15 protein-coding genes are annotated in these 23,018 nt (G+C 69.6%); 7 read left to right on the top strand and 8 right to left on the bottom strand.

What is annotated here, in order from left to right; all coding sequences use genetic code 11:
- Nucleotides 1-301 precede the first annotated feature (301 nt).
- Nucleotides 302-3,193, top strand: a complete 2,892-nt coding sequence (locus tag IEY60_RS10595) for an SWIM zinc finger family protein (protein ID WP_189026550.1) — start codon at nt 302-304, stop codon at nt 3,191-3,193.
- Between the two features lie 95 nt (nt 3,194-3,288).
- On the opposite strand, the gene IEY60_RS10590 is transcribed toward IEY60_RS10595, so the two are convergent.
- On the bottom strand, nt 3,289-4,383 hold the full coding sequence (locus IEY60_RS10590; RefSeq protein ID WP_229739699.1) for an RNA-guided endonuclease InsQ/TnpB family protein: 1,095 nt from the start codon (nt 4,381-4,383) through the stop codon (nt 3,289-3,291).
- A 101-nt stretch (nt 4,384-4,484) separates the two neighbouring features.
- Between IEY60_RS10590 and IEY60_RS10585 the strand changes: the two genes are divergently transcribed.
- From IEY60_RS10585 to IEY60_RS35635, 4 genes are all read left to right on the top strand, one after another.
- Nucleotides 4,485-5,585, top strand: coding sequence for an ATP-binding protein (locus IEY60_RS10585; protein ID WP_189026548.1), 1,101 nt, complete (start codon nt 4,485-4,487; stop codon nt 5,583-5,585).
- 49 nt (nt 5,586-5,634) lie between these two features.
- On the top strand, nt 5,635-8,079 hold the full coding sequence (locus tag IEY60_RS10580; protein WP_229739698.1) for a DUF5682 family protein: 2,445 nt from the start codon (nt 5,635-5,637) through the stop codon (nt 8,077-8,079).
- Nucleotides 8,080-8,191: 112 nt separating this feature from the next.
- A complete protein-coding gene (locus IEY60_RS10575; protein ID WP_189026544.1) occupies nt 8,192-9,355 on the top strand; it encodes a VWA domain-containing protein in 1,164 nt (387 codons plus the stop codon).
- 56 nt (nt 9,356-9,411) lie between these two features.
- The gene (locus tag IEY60_RS35635; RefSeq protein ID WP_229739697.1) at nt 9,412-11,721 is read left to right on the top strand and encodes an ADP-ribosylglycohydrolase family protein; all 2,310 of its coding nucleotides are present in this window, start codon (nt 9,412-9,414) and stop codon (nt 11,719-11,721) included.
- Nucleotides 11,722-11,810: 89 nt separating this feature from the next.
- Here the strand turns inward: IEY60_RS35635 and IEY60_RS10560 are convergent, their stop codons facing one another.
- The 7 genes from IEY60_RS10560 to IEY60_RS10530 all read right to left on the bottom strand — a co-directional run bounded on the left by IEY60_RS10560 (nt 11,811) and on the right by IEY60_RS10530 (nt 19,766).
- Nucleotides 11,811-12,014 (bottom strand): hypothetical protein, encoded by a 204-nt coding sequence (locus tag IEY60_RS10560; protein WP_189026542.1) that lies wholly within the window; start codon nt 12,012-12,014, stop codon nt 11,811-11,813.
- Between the two features lie 134 nt (nt 12,015-12,148).
- Nucleotides 12,149-14,668, bottom strand: a complete 2,520-nt coding sequence (locus tag IEY60_RS10555) for an ABC transporter permease (RefSeq protein WP_189027495.1) — start codon at nt 14,666-14,668, stop codon at nt 12,149-12,151.
- An 8-nt stretch (nt 14,669-14,676) separates the two neighbouring features.
- Nucleotides 14,677-15,453 carry an ABC transporter ATP-binding protein gene (locus tag IEY60_RS10550; protein WP_229739695.1) on the bottom strand — a complete coding sequence of 259 codons (777 nt, stop codon included), beginning with the start codon at nt 15,451-15,453 and terminating at the stop codon, nt 14,677-14,679.
- Nucleotides 15,454-15,508: 55 nt separating this feature from the next.
- Complete coding sequence (locus IEY60_RS10545; RefSeq protein ID WP_189026540.1) at nt 15,509-16,423, bottom strand: hydroxymethylglutaryl-CoA lyase; 915 nt, start codon at nt 16,421-16,423, stop codon at nt 15,509-15,511.
- A 163-nt stretch (nt 16,424-16,586) separates the two neighbouring features.
- A complete protein-coding gene (locus tag IEY60_RS10540) occupies nt 16,587-17,792 on the bottom strand; it encodes a CaiB/BaiF CoA transferase family protein (RefSeq protein WP_229739766.1) in 1,206 nt (401 codons plus the stop codon).
- 172 nt (nt 17,793-17,964) lie between these two features.
- A complete protein-coding gene (locus IEY60_RS10535; RefSeq protein WP_189026536.1) occupies nt 17,965-18,897 on the bottom strand; it encodes a TauD/TfdA dioxygenase family protein in 933 nt (310 codons plus the stop codon).
- Nucleotides 18,898-18,995: 98 nt separating this feature from the next.
- Nucleotides 18,996-19,766: a deoxyribonuclease IV gene (locus tag IEY60_RS10530; protein ID WP_189026534.1), complete on the bottom strand. Its 771-nt coding sequence runs from the start codon at nt 19,764-19,766 to the stop codon at nt 18,996-18,998.
- A 117-nt stretch (nt 19,767-19,883) separates the two neighbouring features.
- Between IEY60_RS10530 and IEY60_RS10525 the strand changes: the two genes are divergently transcribed.
- Nucleotides 19,884-21,038 (top strand): serine/threonine-protein kinase, encoded by a 1,155-nt coding sequence (locus IEY60_RS10525; RefSeq protein ID WP_189026531.1) that lies wholly within the window; start codon nt 19,884-19,886, stop codon nt 21,036-21,038.
- A gap of 160 nt (nt 21,039-21,198) precedes the next feature.
- Nucleotides 21,199-23,016 (top strand): serine/threonine-protein kinase, encoded by a 1,818-nt coding sequence (locus IEY60_RS10520; protein ID WP_189026529.1) that lies wholly within the window; start codon nt 21,199-21,201, stop codon nt 23,014-23,016.
- Nucleotides 23,017-23,018 lie beyond the last annotated feature (2 nt).

The raw sequence follows: 23,018 nt of genomic DNA, 5'->3' as shown, positions 1-23,018 counted from the left end.
GCGAATCTGCCCGCGGGAGTGGAATGGTCATCGTGGTGCCGCGGCGGGCCCTCGATGTCCACCCCTCGCCCACCCCGGCGGGCAGCTCGATGAGGTGCTCACACCCGCGATACGCTGCGCTGAGCGGCACGGGCGGTCCGGGCGAGCCGAACAGGTCAGAATGCCAGACTTTTCCGCAGGCGGCAAGTCGGGAAGCGCGAATCCGCTACAGCAGCAGCGTTTTCCAGAGGGTTCGTTCGCCTGGACGGCAGTTGTCGGTGGGCTGCGGTAGATATTTCGGCGACAGAGAACGGGGGAACAGATGACCGACCGACAGGCGCCGTGGACCGAGGACCAGGTCCGCGCTCTCGCACCGGACGCGAGCTCACTGGCTGCCGCACGCAAGCTGGCCGGTCGCTGGCGGGCCACCGGCGCCGCCGGAACCGCCGTGTGGGGCCTGTGCCAGGGCAGCGGGTCCAAGCCGTATCAGACGATTGTCGACCTGGCCGGGCCCGCCTACAAGTGCTCATGCCCGAGCCGCAAGTTCCCCTGCAAGCACGCGCTGTCGCTGCTGCTCACCTGGTCAGGTGGCGCGGTGCCCGTTCAGGACGCGCCCGCCGATTTCGCCGCGGAGTGGCTGGCGGGCCGGGCCGCCAAGGCCGCGGCGCCACCTAAGGCGAAGGCCGCGGCGACACCCTCGCAGGCAACCGTCGAGCAACGGCGGGCCCGGGTATCCGCGGGACTGACCGAGCTCGAGGTGTGGCTCACCGATCAGATCCGGACCGGGCTGGCCCAGACCGATCGCTCGTTCGCCGCCTACGAGGCGATCGCGGCCCGCATGGTCGATGCCCAGGCACCCGGTGTCGCGGCGACGCTGCGCCGGCTGCCCGCACAGGTGGTGACCACCGAGCACTGGCCCGAGCTGCTGTTGCGCGAGTACGCCCGGCTGCATCTGCTGGTGCTGGCTCATCGCACCCTCGACGCGCTGCCCGAGCCGCTGCAGGCAGGCATCCGCACCCATGTCGGCTACCCGACCCAGGCCGAGTCCGTGCTGGCCGAGCCCGCCGTGCGCGATCGCTGGCTGGTGCTCGGTATGCGCGTCAGCGAGGAGGAGCGTCTGCACACCCGGCGTACCTGGCTGCGGGCGCGCGGCAGCGGGCGCTGGGCGGTGCTGATCGAGCATTCCTTCGGCACACCGAATTTCACCGGCGAGGTGCCGGTGCCCGGCCACGAGGTCGATGCCGACCTGCACTACTACCCCGGCGCGGCGCCGTTGCGCGTCCAGTGGGGCACCCGCCACGGCGCCCCCGAATCTTTCACCACCGTGCCCTCGACCGGCGGCACCACGATCGATGACGCGCTGGACGCCTACGCGGGCGCGCTGAGCAACGATCCCTGGCTGCGCGCCTGGCCCGCCCTGCTGACCGAGGTCGTGCCGGTGCTCGGCGAACACGGCTGGCAGCTCGTCGACGCCGACGGCGTGGCCTTGCCGTTGTCGGCGGGGGCGCGGCCGTGGCGGCTGGTCGCCGTCTCGGGTGGTCATCCGGTGACGGTCACCGGTGAATGGCGTGCCGACGGTTTCGACCCGATCTCGGTGTTCGCCGCGGGCGAGGTGACCGATCTGGAGACGGAGTTCCCGACGCAGGCCGCGGCGACTCCCGAACTGGCCGACCTGGTTTCGGTCGCCCTGCTCGGCACCGCGCGCCGCAATGCCGACAGTGTGGAACTGGCCGGGGCCGTCGCGGCCGCGGTGCCGCAGCGCTCCGGCGAGCCCGCCGTGCGACTGCTCGACACCGCGGCACTGCAGGATCTGTACCTGCGCGGTGGTCGGCTGCCCGGCTCGGCGCCGAAACCCGACGCCGCCTTGGACGATCCGCGGCGCCTGCTGCCGAGGCAGGCGGCCGATCGGCTCAGCCGCCTGCTGGCCGACAAGTCGGCGTTCCTGCCCGAATGGTTCGCCGCCGCGGCACCCTTCGACTTCCGGCTGCCGGATGTGCTGTGTGTTCAGGCGCTCACCGCGGCCTCCGACAGCGGTCTGCGCTCGCCGCTGCTCCGGCTGGCAGGTCGGCGCGGCCGCTGGCTCGCGGCTCGCAATCCCGCGTGGTCGGGTCTGCTGGATTCGTTCCCGGTCGATCGAGCCGCGACGGTCGAGACGAATGCCGGTGAATCCGACTCTGCTGGTACACAAGACATCTGGTTGTTCGGCGCGCCTGGCGAGCGCAAGGACTGGCTGGCACTGTTGCGCCGGACCGATCCCGCCGCCGCCCGCGAGACGCTGAGCAGTGCCTGGGCCAAGGAGTCCGGCCCGATCAAGGCCGAATTGCTGGCGCTGCTCGGCGACGGACTGAACCTCGACGACGAACCCCTGCTCGAGCGGGCTCTCGACGACCGGCGCGGCGATGTCCGGCGCACCGCGGCGGGGCTGCTTGCCCGGCTGCCGGGTTCGGCCTTCGGGCAGCGGATGGCGGCGCGGGTGTCCTCGTGGGTCCGGGTGGACGCCGACGGCACGGTCACCGTCACGGTGCCCGCCGAGGTCGACGCCGAAGCCAGGCGCGACGGCATCACCGACAGCACCGATCAACCCAAGATGCGCTGGGACACCCCCGATTCGACGGTCAAGACCCTGCACCAGGCCATCGCGGCGACACCACTGACCACGTGGGCTTCACTCGTCACCGGATCCGACACCGCGACCGCCGCGCTGACGATGACCCTGCCGCCGCGCTACGCCAAGGCGATCGTCGACGGCTGGGTCGACGCCACCCTTGCCCAGCGCGACACCACTTGGGCCCGAGCGTTGTTCGCGCACGCGACGCCCACCGAACAAGCCGTGCTGCGCCGCCGCGAACTGTTCACCCTGCTCGACGCCGCCGACCGGATCGAGCACGTGCTCGACCTCGATGCCCACCAGCTCACCGAGCTGCACGCGATCCTGCCCGGCCTCGACCATCCCTGGCCGCGGCAGGTCGCCGACCACGTGCTGCGGTTGCTCGGCGAGCGCGCCCGCACCACGGCCCGCCAGCCGCACGCCACCGCCGGCGTGTACACCGACCGTGCCCTGCTCACCGCCGCGGGCGTGCACCTGCCCGTCGACCTGGCGACCCGCGTCACCGCGCTCGCCGACACCACCGAGGACCCCGCCTGGCAACAGGCCTTCCACCGACTCGCCCACGATCTCACCGACCGCGCGACCATGCTCGAGGAGCTGCATTGACTGCTCCCGGCCCCGAAGAACCAGGATTCCTGCTTCACAACCAGCCGCCCGAAGGGAAAACTCCCTCCAGGTCTTATGCCGGCTCCACAGGCGTTTCACCTCTCTGCCAGCCCGGCAGCGAGGATATTGCGGGCCGCGTTCACGTCACGGTCGTGGCCAGCACCACATCGGCATGTCCACAGGCGAACTTGCAGCGGCAACCGGTCGGTGAGCACACCACACGCCGAGCACACCTTGGTCGAGGGATACCAGCGGTCCACCACCAGCAACTCGCGTCCATACCAGCCGGCCTTGTATTCGAGCATGCTGCGCAGTTGTCGCCAACTCGCATCCGAAATTGCACGGGCGAGAGTGTGATTGGTGATCATATTGCGCACCGACAGGTCCTCGATGGCAACCGCTTGGTTCTCGCGGATCAACCTCGTGGACAGTTTGTGCAGAAAGTCGGTACGCCGATCGGTGATCCGCGCGTACGCGCGAGCCACCCTCCGGCGAGCCTTCTTCCGGTTGTTCGACCCATCCTGCTTACGAGACAGGTCCCGTTGCGCTCTGGCCAACTTCCGTCGATCGCGGCGCTCGTATCGCGGATTGGCGATCTTCTCGCCGGTCGACAGCACGGCCAACGAGGAAAGTCCCACATCCACACCGACCGTTGCCTCAACCATCGGCAGCGGAGCGATGGTCTCCTCAACGAGAATCGACACGAACCAGCGGCCCGCCGCATCGTGGGACACAGTGACCGTAGACGGCATCGCACGGTCGGGCAGGGGCTGCGACCATCGAATATCGAGCGGCTCAGTCATTTTCGCCAGGGTCAACTGTCCGTCGCGCCATCGGAATGCCGACCGAGTGTACTCCGCGCTCGCCGTGGACTTCTTGCGCGACTTGAACCTCGGATATCGGGCGCGTTTGGCGAAGAATGCAGCAAACGCCGCCTGCTGGTGGCGCAATGGCTGCTGCAACGGAACCGAACTGACTTCGTTCAAGAATGCCAGCCCATCACTCCGCTTCCACTCGGTCAGCGCGGCAGAGGCCTGCACGTAGGTAGTGCTGCGTCCACCGGCTGCCCAGGCCCGTGTACGGGCATCGAGAGCCTTGTTCCAGACCAGACGAACGCATCCGAATGTTCGAGTCAGCTCTGCGCGCTGAGCGGGGGATGGGTAGAAGCGGAACTTATACGCCCGCTTCACCGCCTTCGACAGGACTCACACAATACGACACAACTATGTAAAGAAGGAGATGGCGTTGCTACCAGGTCTCGAACAACCCGAGTTGCAACGTCGACAAGCCGATGACTACAGCTGAATCTGCAACCACCCTGCTGCGTCCCCATGCCGAACAGGCCTTCGCCGACGAGCTGGCCGCGCTGGCGCGCGTCGACGACCGGCCGCGTCCGCCGTCCTGGCGGCTGTCGCCGTGGGCGGTGGTCACCTATGTGCTCGGCGGGACACTCGACGACGGCACCGTCATCACGCCCAAGTACGTCGGCCCGCGCCGGCTGATGGAGGTGGCCGTCGCGACCCTGGCCACCGACCGTGCGCTTCTGCTGCTCGGAGTGCCGGGCACCGCGAAAACCTGGGTGTCCGAGCATCTCTCGGCCGCGATCAGTGGCGAGTCGACCCTGCTGGTGCAGGGCACCTCCGGCACCGCGGAGGAAGCGATTCGCTACGGCTGGAACTACGCCCGGCTGCTCGCCGAGGGCCCGAGCGATGCGGCGCTGGTCGCCTCACCGGTGATGACCGCCATGCGGACCGGGGCGATCGCCCGCATCGAGGAGCTCACCCGCATCCCCTCCGATGTGCAGGACGCGCTGATCACCATCCTGTCCGAGAAGACGCTGCCGGTGCCCGAGCTCGGTGCAGAAGTGCAGGCCGCCAAGGGTTTCAACGTGATCGCCACGGCCAACGATCGTGACCGCGGCGTGAACGACCTGTCCTCGGCGCTGCGCCGCCGCTTCAACACCGTGGTGCTGCCGCTGCCCGCCGACGAGGATTCCGAGGTCGCCATCGTCACCAGGCGCGTCGAACAGCTCGGCGCCGCCCTGGAGCTGCCGACGGTGCCCGCCGCCGCCGAGGAGGTACGCCGGGTCGTGCGCGTGTTCCGCGAACTGCGCTCCGGCATCACCGCCGACGGCCGCACCAAACTCAAGTCACCCTCGGGCACCCTGTCCACCGCCGAGGCGATCTCGGTGATCACCAACGGCCTTGCCCTGTCCGCCCACTTCGGCGACGGCGTCCTGCGCGCCTCCGACATCGCGGGCGCCGTCCTCGGTTCGGTGATCAAGGACCCCGTCGCCGACTCGGTGATCTGGACCGAATACCTCGAGGCCGTGGTGCGGGAACGCCCGGACTGGGCCGATTTCTACCGCGCCTGCCGCGAGATCGCGAACTGACGCCAGACCGACGGGGAGGACGGCACAGACAGCACACATGGGGTTTTCGATGAGTGAACAGACCGGGGAGACCCGCACGGCGAGTGCGGTGCCCGCTCCTGCAAGCAATGCCGATGCCGTGACGCGGGTATTCGGCATCCGTCACCACGGGCCCGGCTCGGCACGGTCGCTGCGCCAAGCGCTCGAGGAGTTCCGGCCCGACGCCATCCTGATCGAAGGCCCCGCCGATGCCGACCCGCTCGTCGGGTTCGTCGCCGCCGACACCATGGCCCCGCCGGTCGCGCTGCTGGCCTACGTCCCGGATTCCCCTGCTCGCGCGGCGTTCTGGCCGTTCGCGGTGTTTTCGCCGGAGTGGCAGGCCATGCGCTACGGCGTCGACCACGCCGTGCCGGTTCGCTTCTGCGATCTCCCCGCCACGAACGTCCTGGCCGCCGACGACGATACCCGCGGCGATCGCACCGACCCGCTGGCAGCTCTGGCCTCAGCGGCAGGCTACGACGACGCCGAACGCTGGTGGGATGCCGTCGTCGAATCCGTCCCGGACAGCGCGGCTTTCGACGCGATCACCGAAGCGATGGCCACCCTGCGCGAAGACGCGATCCTGCACGCGCCGGCCGGGGACTCCGACCAGGAGACGGCCGGCAGCGCCCCCCGCAGTCCATCGACGCGACCCGATGATGCGCCGCCTCCTGCGGGCGCACCCTCGACCGCATCTGAACCAGCAGACAGCATCTCGCCCGCACCTGGATCGGGCTCTCCGCTAGCGGCCGATCCCGGGAACCCCGCGCTCGCACCGCTGGTCGTCGACCGGCACACCCTGCGGCGCGAGGCGTACATGCGGCAGGTGATGCGGCAGACGCTCAAGGACGGGGCGAAGCGGCTGGCCGTGGTGTGCGGCGCTTGGCACGCACCCGCCCTGGCCGGGGCACTCGGACCAGCCGCGCCGGACGCGCGGCTGCTCAAGGGATTGCCGAAGACCAAGACCGCGCTGACCTGGGTGCCGTGGACGCATTCGCGGCTGGCGGCGGGCTCGGGGTACGGGGCGGGCGTCACCTCACCGGGCTGGTACCACCACCTGTTCACCGAGACCGAGCGCCCGGTCGCGCGATGGCTGACGAAGGTCGCCGGGGTCCTGCGGGCACACGATCTGCCCGTGTCGAGCGCGCACATCATCGAGTCGGTGCGCCTGGCCGACACCCTTGCTGCGCTGCGTGGGCGTCCGCTGGCCGGATTGTCCGAGGTCACCGAGGCCGTGCGCGCGGTGATGTGCGGTGGGGACGAGACCATGCTGCGGCTGGTGGTCGACGAGCTCGTCGTCGGCGAGACCCTCGGCGGCGTCCCCGAGGACACCCCGACCGTGCCGCTGGCGGCGGATCTGCGCGCGCGAAGCAAGACCCTGCGGCTCAAACAGGAAGCCCTGGCCCGCACGGTCGATCTGGACCTGCGCAAGGAGCGCGATGTCGAGCGCTCGCATCTGCTGCACCGGCTGCGGCTGCTCGGCATCGACTGGGGCACACCGACCGTCGGCGAGGTCCGTAACACCGGCACCTTCCGGGAGACCTGGACGCTGCGCTGGGAACCGGAATTCGAGGTCCGCATCGTCGAGGCGGCGGTGTGGGGGACGACGCTGCGCACCGCGGCCGAGGCCAATATCCTCGACACCGCGAGCCGGGACGGCGTGTCCGTCACCGAACTCGCCGACGCGCTGGAGATGGCCCTGCTCGCCGACCTGGGCGGCGCCACCGACGGGTTGATCACCCGGCTCGAAGCGGCCGCCGCCCTCGACCACGACGTCACCCACCTGCTCGGCGCCCTGCCCGGGTTGACCCGTACGCTGCGCTACGGCGATGTCCGCGGCACCGACACCAAGGCGCTGGCCCATGTCGCCGACGGCCTGTTGGTGCGGATCTGCGCCGGCCTGCCCGGCGCAGTCACCGGTCTCGACACCGACGCGGCCGAGGCCCTGCGCGCCCAGATCGACGCCGCGCACACCGCCATCAGCACCCGCGACGACGACCACGCCACCACCGAATGGCTGGCGACTCTGCAGCGCATCGCCGACCGTGACGATGTGCACGGCGCGATCGGCGGCCGCGCGGTCCGCCTGCTCTGCGACGCCGAACGCATCGACGACGCCGACTCGGCCCGCCGCCTGGCCGCCGCCCTGTCCATCGGCAACACCCCCGCCGCCAAGGCCGCCTGGATCGACGGCTTCCTCGGCGGGCGCGGCCTGCTCCTGGTGCACGACCGGGAGTTGTTGCGCCGCATCGACGATTGGCTCCGCGAACTCGCCGAGGACCAGTTCGTCGCCACCCTCCCGCTGCTGCGCCGCACCTTCGGCTCCTTCGAATCCGGCGAACGCCGCGCCATCGGCCAGGCCCTGCGCGACACCGGCTCCACACCGCCTACCCCCACCGGCGCCACCGCCATCGACCCCGCCCGCGGCCAGTTGGCCCTGCGCGCCGCCACCGCGATCCTGGGTGCCGCCGGATGACGACCTCACCGCCCGCGAGCAGCGAACCCGTTCCCGGCGGGAGATCCCAGACCGGTATGGCGCGCGCCGACGCCCCGCACCCGACCTCGCTCGATCACCAGGAGCAGTACGCATGACCGGTACCGACGAAACCCATTCGCGCCGATGGCGGCTCGTTCTCGGCCAAGCCGCCGAAGAACAGCTCGGCGGCCTGTCTTCCGGCCCTGATCAGGCGATGGATCAGGCGCTCGGCGCGCTCTACAACACCGGGGAGGCGGGCGGGTCGACGAAAAGGTCCGGCGGGCTGGGAGGTTCGGCGCCGCGGGTGGCGCGCTGGCTCGGTGACATCCGCACCTACTTTCCCGCGACCGTGGTCGAGGTGATGCAGCGCGATGCCGTGCAGCGGCTGAATCTCACGCAGTTGCTGCTCGAGCCCGAACTGCTGGAATCGGTGGAACCCGATGTGCATCTGGTGGGTACGTTGCTCGGCCTCAATCGGGTGATGCCGGAGACCACGAAGGCCACCGCGCGGATGGTGGTGGAGAAGGTGGTGCGTGAGATCGAGCGGCGCATCGCTGCCAAGACCGTCGCCGCGGTCTCGGGCGCCATCAATCGCGCTGCCCGTACCCACCGGCCGAAGTTGCGCGACATCGATTTCGATCGCACCATCCGCAAGAACCTGGCCAACTATCTGCCCGAGCACCGGACCGTGGTCCCGGAACGGCTGGTCGGCTACGGGCGCAAGGCGCAGTCGATCCAGCGCGATGTGGTGCTGGCGATCGACCAATCCGGGTCGATGGCGGCCAGTGTCGTCTACGCGTCGGTGTTCGGTGCGGTCCTGGCGTCGATGCGCTCGCTGAAGACGTCGCTCGTGGTGTTCGACACCGAGGTCGTCGACCTGACCGAGCAGCTCAGCGATCCGGTCGACGTGCTGTTCGGCACCCAGCTCGGCGGCGGCACCGACATCAATCGCGCCATCGCCTACTCGCAGTCGCTGATCACCCGGCCCACCGACAGCCTGTTCGTGCTCATCTCCGATCTCTACGAGGGTGGGGTGCGCGAGGAGATGCTGCGCCGGTGCAACGCGATGAAGGAGGCAGGCGTGCAGGTGGTGGTCCTGCTCGCGCTGTCCGACGAGGGCGCGCCCGCCTACGACCACGAGAACGCCGCCGCGCTCGCGGCTCTCGGCATCCCCGCCTTCGCCTGCACCCCGGACAAATTCCCCGACCTGCTGGCCACCGCCCTGGACCGCGGCGACATCACGCACTGGGCCGACACTCACGCTCCGGCCGTGTGAGACCGTGAGTTTCGCTAGGCTGCACAGCGGTCGGGTTCGGTGAACGGGGTGAGGCGATGTTGCGGCGCGGGGAGGTGTTCGCCGGGTTCGTCATCGAACGGGAGCTGGGGCGCGGCGGGATGGGCGCGGTGTACGCGGCCCGTGATCGGCGGCTGCCGCGGCTGACCGCGCTCAAGCTCATGCACCGCGACCTGTTCACCGACTTCGAGATCCGGACCAGGTTCGAACGGGAAGCCGATCTGGTCGCCCAGCTCGACCACCCGAACATCATCACCGTCTACGACCGCGGCGTCGACGAGGACCGGTTGTGGATCGCCATGCAGTTCGTCGACGGTGTCGACGCGGCGGCGGTGCCTGCCCAGCAGTTCGGGGTGGAGCGGATCGCGCAGATCGTCACCCAGACGGCGAGCGCGCTGGACTACGCGCACCGTCAGGGCGTGCTGCACCGCGACGTGAAACCGGCCAACATCCTGCTGTCCCGGACCGCGGGCGTCGGCGCGGGCTTCGACGAGCGGGTGCTGCTCACCGACTTCGGCATCGCGAAACTCCTCGACGACACCGGCGGCCTCACCCGCACCGGCCAGTTCACCGCCACCATCGCCTACGCCTCCCCCGAACAGCTCAGCAGCGCGCCCCTGGACGGTCGAGGCGACCAGTACTCCTTAGCCTGCACCATCTTCCGGCTGCTCACCGGCACCGGTCCGTACGACGCACCCAATCCGGCGACCGTCATGCTCGGCCACCTCACCGCCGTTCCCCCGCGGGCCAGCACCCGGCGATCGGCTCCGCTGCCGGCCGCGGTCGACGCCGTTCTCGCCAAGGCCATGGCCAAGGAACCCGCCCGGCGGTTCCCCACCTGCACCGAGTTCGCGGCGGCCTTCGCCGAAGCCATCCGCCGCCGAGGCCCGGAATCCCGGCCCGGGCCCGACCTCCGTGGAAGCGGCCCTGGGCCCGCGACCGGTACCGCGAATCCGGCCCGCACGGAGTCCCAGCCACGTCGAGCCGCGGAACCGGACCTGTCGCACCGGCTCGACCCGACCGCGCGTGGCATGACGTCGGTCGGCAGCGGGCCACGGATCGACACCCGGCACCCGGACCGGCACTCCGACACCGCCGCTGCCTCCCCGGCATCCGGTCGGCGCGCCGGGCAGCGAGGTGACGGCTCGGCTGCCCTGGCACCCCGGCTCGAATACCCGCGCCGCAGCAGCGACGCCGTGGCCAGTGCAGGCTCGGTGTGGCTGAACGCGGTGCACGGTTGCCTGATCGGGGGCGCGATCGGAGACGCGCTCGGCGCACCGATCGAGACCAGGTCGCTGCGGCAGATCCGTGCGCACTACGGGCAGGCGGGCCTCACCGACGCCGACCCACTGCGGATCTCGGAGGAGACGCAGCTGACCGCGTTCACGGTGGAGGCGCTGATCCGCGGTTCGGTGCGGGCGCGGGCCAAGGGCATCGGCGGAGCGACCATGGGCCTGCTGCAGCAGGGCATGCTCGTCTGGTTACGAGGTCAGGTCGTCGAGCTGCCCGACCAACCCTTCGCGCTGCACAGTTCACTCAGCGGCTACCCCGAACTGATCGAGCAACGGGGCGTGGCGAATTCGGTGTACACGGCCCTGCGGCAGGCCGCGGCGCGACGCGCACCCACCGCACCGCTGGGCACCCGCCAACAGCCGATCAACCAGTCCAAGGGCAGCGGCGCGGTGATGCGCGCGGCACCGTGTGGATTCGGCTACGCCGCCGACCGTTCCGGCGCGGCCACCGGGGCAATCTTCGAATTGGGTTGCGACGCGGCCGCACTGACGCACGGCCATCCCAGCGGCTGGCTGCCCGCGGGCACCCTGTCGGCGCTGATCTACCAGCTCGCCCGGGGAAACGACACCACGACGGCGCTCGCCCGCGCCCGAGCCGAACTGGCGACCTACCCCGACCACGAGGAAACCTCGGCTGCCCTCGATTCCGCGGTCGCGCTGGCCGACGCAACCGCGCGCGCCGGTCGCGGACCGACCCCCGAGGAGGTCGAATCCCTCGGCCAGGGCTGGATCGGCCCCGAGGCACTGGCCATCGCCGTGTTCGCCGTGCTCGCCGCAGAATTCCGGGGCGGCGCGGCCAACGAGATCGTCCGCACGGGACTCCTGTTGTCGGTCAACCACTCCGGGGACAGCGATGCCACCGGCTCGATCGCAGGCAGCCTCCTCGGCGCCCGCTACGGCCGCGCCGCACTCCCCCGCCGCTGGTCCGACACCGTCGATGCCCGAACCGCCCTGGACCGCCTCGCCACCGACTACTGCACCGAATTCGGCCTCACCCCACCCCAGACCGACGACGGACTACCCACCCAGGACTGGCGCGACCGGTACCCGGCGTAGGCGGATCGGGCCGATACCCCGGTAGCTCGAAGAAACAACGGACCGACCCAAGTCAGAAAAAGCCGTCACATACCAGGCATGGGACCAGGTCAACGCTGTTCGAATTCGGTCCCCGCGATATCGTCATAGAACTTCGGCCCCATCATGATTCGATCTTCTGGCGCGACTGCATCTCGCAACCGCTCAGCCTCGTCGAACATGCGCCGAAACTCCCTGATCTCCTCGGGTGTAGGAGCTTCAACGCCAGCCTCTTCAGGCGTGGAGAACGTCTTTCCTGCAACACGCTCACTCATGGTGGAGACCTTAGCCAGTGCAATCGCGAACTCTGTTGCCTCGCTGGTAGATTCCGCCAGCCGCAGCCCGTAATCCGGCCTAATTGCGAACGGGCTCGCCACCGACGGCGTCACCAGCGAGCCCGTTCGAAGATCTACAGGTCTGCGATGGCGGCCAGCGGGGGTGTGCGGGCCGCGCGGACGCCGGGCCAGACGGCGGCGAGGACGCCGACGATACCGGAGGCGATCAGCACGGCGACCAACTGCGACCACGGGATGGTGATCTGGTCGATGCCCAGGTCACGCAGGGTGCGTAGGAAGCCGACGCCGAGGGCGATGCCCAAGACCAGGCCCACGATCGCGCCGAAGATGGCGATCAGCATGGACTCCAGGTAGATCGTGCGGCGCACCTGGGATCGCTGGGTGCCGACGGCGCGGAGCATGCCGATCTCGCGGCGGCGTTCGACCACCGACAGGGCGAGGGTGTTGATGATGCCGAGGACGGCGATCACCACCGCCAGCGCCAGCAGGCCGTAGAGGATGGCGAGCAGGGTGTTGATCTGCTGGCCCTGTGCGCCCTTGAACTGCTCGTGGTCCTGCACCTGCACGACGACGAACGGTTCGGTGGCCTTCTCCAGGTTCGTTCGCATGGCGGTGAGATCGGTGCCGGGCTCCGCCTTCACCAGCACGAAGGCATTGGTGCGCAGGCTCGGCGGCATCAACTGCTCGTAGACACCGGGGTCGACGACCATCGCGCCGAGCAGCGGCGAGTTGGCGAAGACGCCACCGACGATGAGCTCGAGCTTCTTGCTGTCGAGGCTGGTGATGGTGATCTTGTCGCCGACCTTCCAGCCGCGATCGCCCGCCTCGGTCTCGTCGACGAGCAGCTCGTTCGCACCGATCGTGGTGGACCCGCTGAGCACGTCGATGTCCATCACCGGGTCGATCGGGCCGTCCGGGGAGGTGGCGACGATCTGCTCGTCACCGACCTTGAACGCGACGACCCTGATCCCGGTGACATCGCTGACCCCGGGCACCTGGGTGCGCACGGCGTCCACCGCACCGAGCGGCGCACCGATCATCTGCGGACCGGCGAGCACGTATTCGGCCTTCACGCCCTTGTCGATCAGCACACCGACGCTGGTCTTGGCCGAGGCGCCGAGGATGCCGATCGCCGAGACCAGCATCAGCCCGAGGGTGAGCGCGAACGCGGTGGCCGCGGTGCGGCGCGGATTGCGCACGGCGTTGTTGCGGGCCATCTGCCCGATCGAGCCGAACGGCCGGGTGAGCACACCGAGCACGAGCACCATGGGCCGCGACAGCGCGGGCGCGGCGAGCAGCACGGCCAGGATCAACCCGAGCGCACCGATGCCGACGGTCACCGCCGAGCCCTTGCCGGTGCCCTGGGCGCCGACGTATACGAGCACGCCACCGGCCACGGCCATGACCGCACCGACGGCGGTGCGCACATGCAACGAGTCACCGGCGCTGGCGAATTCGGACCGCATGGCCTCCACGGGCGGCACCTTCGCGGCGCGGCGAGCAGGCGCGTAGGCGCTGGCCACGGTGACGATCAGGCCGACGAGCAGGGCGACGATCGCGGTGCGTGGCAGCACCGTCAGCGACCCGGTGGGCAGGCCAAGATCGAAGGCGTTCAGCAACGCCGACAACCCGAACGCCAGCCCGATGCCCGCGGCGAGACCGATCGCGCTGCCGATCAGGCCGATCACGACGGCCTCACCGACCACCGACCGGCCGACCTGCCGGCGGCTCGCGCCGATCGCGCGCAGCAACGCCAGTTCGCGCAGGCGCTGGGCCACGATCATCGAGAAGGTGTTGTAGATGATGAACGTGCCGACGATCAGCGCGATCGCGCCGAAGGCGAGCAGGAAGTAGTTGATGAAGGTGAGCGCCTCGGAGACCTCCTTCTTCATGTCCTCGCGGACCTCGTCGGCGTTCTGCACCTTGTAGTTGGGCAGGCCGGCGGCGAGCTGGTCGCGCAGGTCGTCGGCCGAGACGCCCGGTGCGGCCGCGATATCGGCGTAGGCGACATGCGAGCCGTCGGTGAACAGCTTGCGGGCCTGCGGTTCGGTGAACATCACCGCGACAACGCCGCCGCCCTCGGTACCCGGCATCTCGTAGACGCCGGACAGGGTCACCTCGAACGGGTCACCCTTGGACGGGATGAGCACCTTGGTCTTGTCGCCGACCCGCAGCCCGGCCTTCTCGGCGCCGCTGGTGTTGAGCGCGATCTCGTTCGGCTGAGTGGGCGCGGCACCCGCGACGAACGTGTTCGGCTCTTCGACCGATTTGTCCGGCGGCAGGTAGGACAGACCGAAACTCGGTGCGCCACCGGTCTGCACGGCCTTCTTGCCGTCGGGTTGGAGCAGCACCACCGGGCCGTTCATCGCCGGGGCGACGCGGTCGACGCCGTCGGTCTTGGCCAGCGCGTCCACGATATTGGTCGGCACGCCGAGCGACTGCCGGTCCTTGGGGCCGACGCGCACGTCGACACCCTGGGCCTGGCCTTCGAAGATGCCGTCGAAGGTGCGCTGCAAGGTATCGGTGAAGACGAACGAGCCGGAGATGAAGGCGGTGCCCAGCACCACCGACAGCAGGGTCAACGCCAGCCGCACCTTGTGCGCGGCGAGATTGCGCAAGGCGACCTTGCGCATCGGGTTGTTCATCGGGTCTCCAGCGCCTTCATCCGGTCGAGGATGGAATCCTGGGTCGGATCGCGCAGCTCGTCGACGATGCGGCCGTCGGCGAGGAACACCACGCGGTCGGCGTAGGCGGCCGCGCGCGGGTCGTGGGTGACGATCACGACGGTCTGCTCGAACTCGTCGACCGAGGCGCGCAGGATCGAGAGCACCTCACCGGAGGAGTGCGAGTCCAGGTTGCCGGTCGGCTCGTCGCCGAAGATGATCTCCGGCTTGCCCACCAGGGCGCGGGCGCACGCGACGCGCTGCTGCTGGCCACCGGACAGCTCGGAGGGCCGGTGCTCGAGCCGGTCGCCGAGGCCGAGGCGCTTGACGACGGTGTCGAGCCACTCCTGGTCGACCTTGCGGCCCGCGATGTCGAGCGGGAGGGTGATGTTCTCCAGCGCGGTCAGCGTCGGCACCAGGTTGAACGCCTGGAAGACGAACCCGATCCGGTCGCGGCGCAGCGCGGTCATCTGCTTGTCGGACAGCCCGGTCAGCGGGGTGTCGCCGATGCGGACATGGCCCTCGCTCGCGCTGTCGAGCCCGGCCAGGCAGTGCATCAGCGTCGACTTGCCCGAGCCGGAGGGGCCCATGATCGCGGTGAACTCCCCCTTCGCGAAGTCAGCCGACACCCCGTCCAAGGCCTTGACCTGTGTGTCTCCCGATCCATACAACTTGACCAGGTCTTGCGCGGCGGCCGCGATCTCGGTGGCGGCCGCCGCATCGACGGCCTCGGTGCCCATGGCGTGCGAAGTCATGGTGTCCAGTCTGTCTGCCGACCGGGAACCGCGCCATCCGGGATCTCCCCGATGCCTACGTGATGACCCAGTCGAAGGCTGCTGCCTTCGAGCGCGCGCCTTCCGCGGTGCGGGAACGATTGGGTTCGCCGAGGTCGGCGAGCAGCTCCTCGGTGAGACCGACCAGGCTCGCCAGGGCGGCCGGGGTGAACCAGTCGGGGCGGGTCGCGAAGAGGATGTCCTCGGAGGCGGTGTTGCCGCTGGCGCCGGGGGCGAAGGGGCAGCCGCCGAGGCCGCCGAGGGAGCCGTCGACCATCGTCGCGCCCGCCGTGACGGCGGCGAGGGTGTTGGCCACGCCCATGCCCCAGGTGTCGTGGCCGTGGAAGACGATGCGGCGCGAGGGTGTGCGGTCGCGGACCGCCGAGACCAGCGCGCTCACCTGACCGGGGTGGGCCTGGCCGAGGGTGTCGGCCAGCACGATGTCGGCGGCGCCGTCGGTGCGCGGATCGTTGGCGATGGCCAGGACCCGCGCGGGGTCGACCGCACCCTCGAAGGGGCAGGTGAAGCTGGTGGCCAGGCAGAGCTGGATCTCACCGCCCGCCTCCTGAGCGAGGCGGATCGCATCGGGCATGGCCGCGACCGAAGCCTCCGTGTCGCGGCCGATATTGGCCTTGTTGTGGCTGTCGGAGACCGAGAAGCAGTACTGGAAGTTGCGCGCACCGGCGGCGGCCGCCTTCTCGATGTGCCGGGGCGTGGCCACCCAGACCCAGCATTTCGCCAGCTCGTCCGGGGTGAGCGCGGCGATCAGCTCGAGCGAGTTGGCCATCGGCGGCACCAGGTCCGGCCGGGCCATCGAGCCGATCTCCAGCGCGGGCACGCCCGCGGCCAGCAGCCGCCGGACGACGTCGATCTTCTGCTCGGTGGGCAGCACCTTGCCGGTGAGCTGCAAGCCGTCACGCAGGGTCACATCCCGCAGCAGCGGGGCGGTCATCGCCGCTGGTCCGGTTCCTGGGCGGGCACGCACATCACGCCGCCGCACGGTTTGTCACCGACGCTGGCCGGCGTCGGGTGCACGGTCGGGCGCACATGGCCCGGTCCGCGCTGTTCCCACTTGCTGCGCACCGGTGGGCGGCGTCTGCCGTGTACTCGCCTGCTCACGATGCCTCCAGCGCGTCGATCTGATCTTCGCTCATCCCGAGCAGCCCGCCGAGCACTTCTCTGGTGTGCTCGCCGAGGTCGGGGCCGACGTTGCGGATCGGCAGCGACTGTCCCCCGATCACCGGGACGATGCCGGGGAACCCCACCTGCTTGGGTTCCGGCTCGCCCACGTCGACGGGGAACGACTGGATCATATTGCGTGCGCGGTACTGCTCGTCGGCCACGATGTCGGCGGCGGTGTAGATCGGGCCACAGGGGATGGCGGCGTCGTCGAGGATTTTCAGCGCCTCGTCGCGGGTGCGCAGGATCGACCATTCGGCGATCGAGGCGTCCAGGCGTTCCCGGTTGCGCCAGCGGCCCGCGTTGTCGGCGAGCTCCGGGTCGGCCGCCAGGTCGGGGCGGCCGATGACCTGCATGTAGCGCTGGAAGATGGCATCGCCGTTGCCGCCGATGATGATGCTGTAGCCGTCGCTGGTCGGGTAGGCGTTGCTGGGCGCGATGCCCTCCATCCGGCCGCCGACCCGCTCCCGGTTGATGCCGTAGGCGAGGTGGTCGGGGACCAGCGATTCCATCACCGACAGGATCGACTCGTTGAGCGCGACATCGATGATCCGCTCCATCTGCGGCACCTGACCGGACACGCGCTCGCGCTGGAACAGCGCCATCACGGTGCCGAACGCGGCGTAGATGCCCGCGATCGAGTCACCGATCGACACCCCGACCCGCACCGGCGGGCGATCCGGATCGCCGACGAGCTCACGCAGACCGCCCACGGCCTCGGCGACCGCGGCGAAACCGGGGCGCGCGGCCATCGGGCCGGTCTGGCCGTAGGCGGAGATGCGGGTGATGACCAGCTTCGGGTTCACCTCCTCGAGCACCTCGGGACCAAGGCCCCATTTCTCCAGCATGCCGGGCCGGAAGTTCTCCAGCAGCACGTCGCAGTGCCGCAGCAGATCGAGCACCACCGCGCGACCCGCCTCGGTGCGCAGGTCGAGCACGATCGACTTCTTGTTGCGGTTCACGGTGCGATACAGCATGGAGGTGTCGCCGCCGTAGAGCCGCCAGTTCCGTAACTCGTCGCCCGTTCCGGGGCGTTCCACCTTGATCACCTCGGCGCCGAAGTCGCCCAGAATACGTCCGGCAGTGGGAGCGGCAACATAGTTGCCGAGTTCCAGGACACGCACTCCGTCCAACGGCCGAATACACTTGTCCGCCACCCCGCGACTCTAGCCCACCCGCCTCTCCGCGACTTCGGCGTGCCGTCCGGCAACTCGACCGTTGGCTGTCGGTCTCACCTCGGGTGTCCGGCAGGTGGGAGGTGGTTGGGGAGTTACCCATGTCCTTCCCCTGGTCAGTTGGTTGCCAGTTCGGATCTCAGCTGGCCAGGCGTTGCGGCTCCTCGATGACGGAGTAGTGCTCGGCGTTGCCCTCGATGACGGTGCTCGACTTGCCGTCGACGCCGATCGGGATGTCGCCTGCGAGGGTGATGCGGGTCAGGCGGCGGGGCTGGTCGTCGTAGTCGTCGATGGCGTAGTGCTGGGTGGCGCGGTTGTCCCAGATGGCGACGTCGCCGTCGGACCAGGTCCAGCGGGTGGTGTTCTCCAGGCGGGTGACGCGGTCCTGGAACAGGCGGAACAGCGCCTGCGACTCGCTGGTGGACAGGCCGACGAAGTTCTTCACGAAGTGGCCGAGCAGCAGCGCGCGCTCACCGGTCTCCGGGTGCACGCGCACCACCGGGTGCTCGGTCTCGTAATAGGTCGACTGGAACTCCGCGCGATACTCCTCGGACTTCGGGCGCAGCGGCTCGACATTGCGGGCGGCGTAGTCGTAGACGTTGGTGTGCACCGCGCGCAGGTTCTCGGCCAGCGCCTTGAGCGGCTCGGGCAGCGAGTTGTAGGCGGCGACGGTGGAGGCCCAGGTGGTCGAGCCGCCGTAGGTCGGCAGGTACTCGGCGCGCAGGATCGACGCCTTCGGGATGCGGTCGACGAAGGTGACATCGGTGTGCCAGGAGTTGGCGCGGCCGTTCTCGGAATCGATGGCCAGGCTCTTGATGCCCTGCGACTTCACCGTCGGGTGCGGGGTGGTCGGGCTGCCGAGCAGCTGGGCGAACTCGTGCTGGCCGTCCTCGGTCAGGTGCTGCTGGCCGCGGAAGAAGATGACCTTGTGCTCGTTCAGCGCACGACGAATCGTCGCGACGGTCGCCGCGTCGAGGGCACCACCGAGACGAACACCGTCGACCTGGGCGCCGATGTGGGCGCCGAGCTTGGTCACCGTCACGGTGGCGGGGGTGGCGTGGTCGACCGTCATGGGGGATCACCTCTGTCGTTGTGGATCGGTTGATATGCATCAAGCACACCGCGAATCCCGTTCGACTGACAGGTTTTCCCTCCGGGTGATCGGAACGCTCAGCCGAGGTTCTCCCGCAGGTAGGCGAGGTCTTCGGCGACACCATCGGCGGGCGTCTCCAGAATGACCGGCGCCCCGGCCGTCCGGCAGACCTCGGCCAGCAGCTGCGGATCGATGGTGCCGTCGGCGAAATTGGCGTGCCGGTCGGCGCCGGAATCGAATTCGTCGCGCGAGGAGTTCAGGTGCACCAGGTCGATCCGGCCGGTGATGGCCTTGATCCGCTCGACGACGCCGACCAGGTCCTCACCGCCCGCCCAGGCGTGGCAGGTGTCGAGGCAGAAGCCCGCGCCGTAGTCGCCGACCGCGTCCCAGAGCCGGGCGATCGAATCGAAGTGCCTGGCCATCGCGTGATTGCCGCCCGCGGTGTTCTCGATCAGGATCGGCACCGCGAATCCACCCTTGTCCTGCTGACGTTCGAACAGCTTGCGCCAGTTGTCGATTCCGGTGTCGAGCTCGGCGTCGGAGCGCACGTGCCCGCCGTGCACGACCAGGCCGAACGCGCCGAGCTCGGCGGCCGCCTTCGCCTGCTGGGCCACCGCGTTGCGCGAGGGCATCCGCAGCCGGTTGTTCAGGCTGGCCACATTGATCTGATAGGACGAGTGCACGACGACGTCGATCGGGCTGGCCAGGATTTCGGCGGCCTTGGGATGCGGCTGCGGTTTGTCCCAGCTCTGCGGATCGACCACGAACATCTGGATGACCTCGGCGTCGAGCTTCTCACCGAAGCCGATCGGATCGCTCTCGTCGCGAACGTGTGCTCCAATGCGCATGATGTCACCCTAATCCGCGGCACCGACATGATCGGCGATGTTGCACTGGGCGGGCATCAGGAGATACATCGGTAGAATTCGGACGGGTGCTTCTGCCCTGGAGGGGGTGACTTCGCGGTGTTGCGCAAAGGCGACGTGTTCGCCGGGTACACGATCCGGCGCGTGCTCGGTTACGGCGGGATGGGCGTGGTCTATCTGGCCCGGCATCCGCGGTTGCCCCGGCTCACCGCGCTGAAGCTGCTCAACCGCGAGCTGTCCGCCGACGACGAGAGCCGCCGCCGGTTCGAGCGCGAGGCCGACCTGGTCGCCCAGCTCGAGCATCCCAACATCGTCAACGTCTACGACCGCGGCAACGACGACGATCAGCTGTGGATCTCCATGCAGTTCGTGGCGGGCACCGATGTCGCGACGGCCGATGTCAACGTGCTCACCCCGGACCGGGCGGTGCAGATCGTCGCCGAGACCGCGACCGCGCTGGATTTCGCGCACGCGGGCGGTGTCCTGCACCGCGACGTGAAACCGGCCAACATCCTGCTCGCGAAGCCGCCGATCGGGCGCCCGGAACGGGTGGTGCTCACCGACTTCGGGATCGCGGCCGTGCGCGACAGCGAGACGACGCTGTCCTCGGCGGGCACGATCACCGCCACCCTGGCCTACGCCGCCCCCGAACACATCACGGGCGCTCCGCTCGATCACCGCGCCGACCAGTACTCGCTGGCCTGCACCCTGTTCTGGATGCTCACCGGCTCGGTGCCGTTCCCCGGCCCCAACCCGGCCGCGGTGATCCAGGCGCACCTGAGCAAGCCGGTGCCGCCGCTGCGCAGCCTGCGTCCCGATCTGCCGCCGACCCTGGAGACCGTGCTGGCCAGGGCCACCGCCAAGCAGCCGGAGGCGCGGTACGCCAGCTGCACGGAATTCGCCCAGGCCGCCAAGGCCGCGCTGTTCGCGGTCCCCGGCCCGTGGCATCACCACCAGCAGACGACGGCGACCGGCGTCGTGCTGCGAGCGCGCGAACCGTATCCGCAGCAGCACTATTCGCGACCGGCCACGCCGCCACAGCCGTATCCGCAGGCGCGACCGGCCACGCCGCCGCAGCCGCATCAGCAGGCGCCGCCGACCACCCCGGCCCAACCGCATCAGCACGTACCGCGGCCGCCGACGAGCGGGGTCCCGCCGCGACGAGGGACGCAGCGGCCGGGCACCATCGACTTCCCCGGCGGCCGTAACCATCCCGGCTATATCGTGCCGCCGCAGCCGAGGCGGCCACCGTGATCGGCGCGGGCTGGACGGTCGCTATACGAGCAACCATCCGCCCGGTCGGCTGCTGCTAAGGTTTCGTTGATTTTCCCGTGGCGGGCCACCCGGCCGCGGCTTTCTTGCTGTACGCGCGTGCGCTGGTGGGTCCCGGCGCACGGCGGGAAGTGGAGCAGACATGCTGGCCAACGGAGATGTCTTCGCCGGCTACGTCATCGAACGGCAACTCGGCCGCGGTGGCATGGGTTCGGTCTACCTCGCCAAGCACCCTCGCCTACCGCGCATGACTGCGCTGAAGTTGCTCAATCGCGAGATGTTCTTCGATCAGGAGGTGCGGGCGCGGTTCGAACGGGAGGCGGATCTGGTCTCGCGCCTGGATCACCCGAACATCGTCACCGTCTACGACCGCGGTCTCGACGACGAACAGCTGTGGATCTCCATGCAGTTCATCGACGGTATCGACGCCGCGTCGGTGGACCCGCAGACGCTGCCGCCCGCCCGCGCGCTGCAGATCGTGAAGGAGACCGCCGACGCGCTCGACTACGCGCACGGCATGGGTGTGCTGCACCGCGATGTGAAGCCGGCCAACATCCTGCTCGCGCGTTCCGGCGCCGGCCGCGGCGAACGGGTCTACCTCACCGACTTCGGCATCGCCCGATTGCGCGACGACACCGGCCATCTCACCCAGACCGGCACGTTCACCGCGACCCTGGCCTACGCCTCCCCCGAGCAGCTCACCGGCGCTTCCCTGGATCACCGCTCGGATCAGTACTCGCTGGCCTGCACCCTGTTCTGGCTGTTCACCGGGTCGGGGCCGTTCACGGCGACCAATCCCGCCGCGGTCATCCAGGGACATCTGCAGCAACCGCCGCCGCCGCTGAGCAGCGTGCGCCCCGGCCTTTCCTATGCCCTCGACGCGGTGCTGGCCAAGGCCATGGCGAAGCGGCCGGACGACCGGTTCGACTCCTGCTCGGATTTCGCGAATGCCGCGATCGCCGCGCTGAACAACCCGAGTGCGCCGGCCATGCCGATCGTCGGCCAGCGTCCGACCACGGGCGGGGCGATCCCGGTCACGGGTGGTCCTCGTCCGACCACCGGCGGCGCGATTCCGCAGACCGGGTCGCCGTATCCCCTTGCCGCGCAAGGGCCGATGACCGGTGGGCCGATGGGTACCGCGACGCAAGGTGCGATGACCGGCGGACCGATGGGCACCGTTGGCCCGATGACCGGCGGCCCGATGGCCAATCAGGCGTCGCCGCTGACCGGCGGTGCGGCCACGCACAACCCGTACGCCCAGCAGTCCCGGCCGCAATATCCGACGCCGCCCGCTCCGCCGCGTCCGCCGACGGGCGGGGGTTTCGGCCAGTACCCGCAGGGGCCGCGACCGCCGTCGAAGTCGAACACCGGCCTGATCGTCGGCATCGTCGTCGCCGTCGTCGTGGTGCTCGCGTTGCTGATCGGCATCGGGGTCGCGGTCAGCGACGACGATTCCGGCGGCTCCACCACCACGACGACCTCGGTCGCGGCGGGCAAGCACGTCACCCCGGACGCCGACGCCATCAGCGCCGAGTTCGGCCGGATGGTGCCCGCCAACACCGACGGCGACACCGGCTACAACGGGGCGTCCTGCTGGGAGACCGACACCGGCTACACCCCCTCGCCCAACGACGGCGACCCCGACTTCGGCGCGTGGGTCTGGCAGTGGCGCTGCTACGACGGTGGCGGTAGCGGCGGCGACGATCCGTTCTACCGGTTCTACGTCTACAACTCGGCGGCCGACGTGCAGGCCGTGATCGACGGGCTGCCCGCCAACACCAAGTCGGTCGACACCAACGGCGGCAAGCAGTACACCAACTACAAGTACACCGACAACGGGAACAAGATCATCACCCAGTTCACCGGCGACCCCGACCGCGCGCAGTTCCTGATGTTCACCGACGCCTACGGCACGGCCGACGAGGTGCTGCGCTGGTGGCGCTCGGCACCGCTGAACTGAGC

Origin of the sequence: Nocardia rhizosphaerihabitans (assembly GCF_014646295.1) — a bacterium.
Taxonomy (GTDB): domain Bacteria; phylum Actinomycetota; class Actinomycetes; order Mycobacteriales; family Mycobacteriaceae; genus Nocardia; species Nocardia rhizosphaerihabitans.
This window is presented reverse-complemented; position numbering and strand designations above follow the sequence as displayed.